3 protein-coding genes are annotated in these 2,712 nt (G+C 76.1%); 1 reads left to right on the top strand and 2 read right to left on the bottom strand.

Going from position 1 to position 2,712, the window contains the following annotated elements; all coding sequences use genetic code 11:
- Positions 1 to 61: 61 nt before the first annotated feature.
- Entirely contained in the window at positions 62 to 451 is a 390-nt protein-coding gene (locus E9549_RS22605) for a thioesterase family protein (protein ID WP_236828847.1), read from the top strand.
- Here E9549_RS22605 and E9549_RS22600 read toward each other — a convergent pair.
- Together E9549_RS22600 and E9549_RS22595 are read right to left on the bottom strand one after the other, a co-directional pair.
- Positions 438 to 1,940: a cobyric acid synthase gene (locus tag E9549_RS22600; protein WP_236828846.1), complete on the bottom strand. Its 1,503-nt coding sequence runs from the start codon at positions 1,938 to 1,940 to the stop codon at positions 438 to 440. The two genes, E9549_RS22605 and E9549_RS22600, sit on opposite strands and share 14 nt — an antisense overlap.
- Positions 1,937 to 2,602, bottom strand: a complete 666-nt coding sequence (locus E9549_RS22595) for a 1-acyl-sn-glycerol-3-phosphate acyltransferase (RefSeq protein WP_236828845.1) — start codon at positions 2,600 to 2,602, stop codon at positions 1,937 to 1,939. Before E9549_RS22595 ends, E9549_RS22600 begins: the two co-directional genes overlap by 4 nt.
- Between the last annotated feature and the right edge of the window lie 110 nt (positions 2,603 to 2,712).

Below are 2,712 nucleotides of genomic sequence, written 5' to 3'. Positions count from 1 at the left end.
GGGCAGCGGGACGGTGGGCACGCGACGACCGTAGACGGTGGCGCGGCTAGCGTGGCGCTCCGTGCCGCAGGTGTGGAGTTCCCCCGTCCGATACGTCGAGTGCGACCAGCAGGGCGTCGTCTTCAACGCCCACTACCTGACCTGGGCCGACGAGGCGTCCAACGGGTGGTGGGCGTCGCTCGGGCTCGCCTGGGACGACCTGGTCGCCCGCGGCGTGGACCCGGTGGTCAAGGCCAGCTCGCTGGAGTGGACGTCGTCCGCCCGCTGGGGCGACGTCGTCGCCGTGGACGCCGGGACGGAGAAGGTGGGGCGCACCAGCGTGACGGTGCGGTTCACCGTGCGTGTCGGCGAGCGGGTCTGCTGCGTCGTCCGCAACACCTACGTCTGCGTCGCCGACGGCCGCTCCGCCCCGTGGCCGGAGGACGTGCGGGCGCGGCTCACCGGGGGCTGAAGCCCGAGCCCGGCGGCAGCAGCGGCAGGCCCGCGGGCGGGCCCTGCTCGACCAGCCGCCACAGCGCGTCGGTGTCGGCGTGCTCGGCGACCAGGTCGCCCAGGCGGTCCAGCCGGGCCTCGCGCACCGCCGCGAACTCCGTCGCGGGTGCCGGCACGAACCGGCGGCCGGTGATCCGGGCGACCTCGGCGAGGAAGGCCCGGCGGAAGCCGTCGTTCTCCAGCGCGCCGTGCCACGTCGTCCCGAACACCGCGCCCGCGCGCGCGCCGTCCAGGAACGGCTCGGCGTCGCCGTCCACCGTCACGACGCCGTGGTGGATCTCGTAGCCGTGCACCGTCTCGCCCAGGGCGCGGCCCACCGGGCGGGCGAGCGTCTTCTCCCGGGCGAACCGGACGTCGGCGGGCAGCAGCGCCAGCCCGTCCACCGTCCCCGCCCGCGACTCGACCTCGTCGGTGATCGTGCGGGCGAGCATCTGGTGGCCGCCGCAGATGCCGAGCACGGGCGTCCCCTCCGCCGCCCGCCGCAGCACCGCGTCGGCGAGGCCGGTGGCGCGCAGCCACGCCAGGTCCGCGACGGTGGCCCGGCTGCCGGGCAGCACGACCAGGTCGGCGTCCGCGAGCTCCTCCGGGCGGGTGGCGTAGCGCACCAGCACCCCCGGCTCGACGGCGAGCGCGTCCAGGTCCGTGAAGTTGGACAGCCGGGGGAGCCGCGCCACGGAGACGCGCAGGACGTCGTCGCCGACCGGTGGGGTCCCCGAGGCGGCCACGGGCACGTCGAGCGAGTCCTCGACGTCCAGCTCCAGCCCACCGAGCCAGGGCAGGACGCCGAGCACCGGGCGGCCGGTGAGCGCGGTCAGCTGGTCGAGCCCCGGGCGCAGCAGCCGCACGTCCCCGCGGAACTTGTTGACCAGGAACCCGGCGACCAGCCGCTGGTCGGCCGGCGGCATGAGCGCGACGGTGCCGTGCAGTGCGGCGAAGACCCCGCCCCGGTCGATGTCACCGACGACCACGACCGGCAGGTCGGCCGCGGTGGCCAGCCCCATGTTGGCGATGTCGTCGGCCCGCAGGTTGATCTCCGTCGGCGAGCCCGCGCCCTCGCAGACGACGACGTCGAACCGGGCGCGCAGGTCCGCGAGGCTGCTGAGCACCTGCTCCAGCAGCGCGGCCTTCATGGGCCGGTAGGAGAGGGCGGTGACGTCGGCGACCGGCCGGCCCAGGACGACGACCTGGCTGGAGTCGTCCCCGCCGGGCTTGAGCAGCACGGGGTTCATGGCCGCCTCCGGCTCGACCCGCGCCGCCGCGGCCTGCATCACCTGGGCGCGGCCGATCTCGGCGCCGTCGGGGGCGACCACCGAGTTGTTGCTCATGTTCTGCGCCTTGAACGGGGCCACCGAGACGCCCTGGCGCACCAGCCACCGGCAGATGCCGGCCGTGACCACCGACTTGCCGGCGTCCGAGGTGGTGCCGGCGACGAGCAGCGCCCCGCTCACACCGCCTCGCGCGGGACGTCCCAGCCGGCCTTCTCCTGCCCGGAGAGGTCGGCGATCGCCAGCATGATCCGGTCGGTCACCTCGCGGCGGGCGCGGTTGCGGTCGGCCTGCCCGCGGTGCTCGGGGAAGGTCAGCGGCTCGCCGAAGGTGATCGCGATGCGGTGCGGTCGCGGCCACCGCGCCCCGACCGGCTGGACCCGGTCCGTGCCGCGCACGGCGACCGGGACGACGGGGCAGTCGGCGGTGAGCGCCAGCCACGCGACACCGGTCTTGCCGCGGGCCAGCCGGCCGTCCCGGGAACGGGTGCCCTCGGGGTAGAGGCCGAACGCGGTGCCCTCGCGCAGGATGCCCAGGGCGGTGTCCAGCGCCGCCTGCGCGGCCCGGTGGGTCTCCCGCTCGACCGGGTGGGCGCCCAGCGCGGTGAACAGCGTGCGGGTGAGCCAGCCGCCGATCCCGCGGCCGGTGAAGTACTCGGCCTTCGCCAGGTAGGCGACCCGGCGCGGCGCGGCCAGCGGGATGGCGATGCTGTCGATGAAGGACAGGTGGTTGCTGGCCAGGATCACCGGGCGGTCGAGCGGCACGTTCTCGCGCCCGGTGATGTGCGGCCGGCAGAGCGCGAGGAACAGCGGGCGCAGCACGAACCGGGCCAGGACGTAGAACATCGCAGGCTCCCTCCTCGGCGGCTCCGGGCCGCGCCCCCGGACACCGCGGGCAGCCCCGATCCTGCCGGACCGCACCCGGTGGCCGGGCGGCGGCTCCGGCGGGCGGGGGG

The sequence above is a fragment of the Blastococcus sp. MG754426 genome (assembly GCF_021699055.1).
In the GTDB taxonomy this organism is placed as follows: Bacteria; Actinomycetota; Actinomycetes; order Mycobacteriales; family Geodermatophilaceae; genus Blastococcus.
Note: the sequence above shows the minus strand (reverse complement) of the source record. Positions and strands in the feature narration are given on the sequence as shown.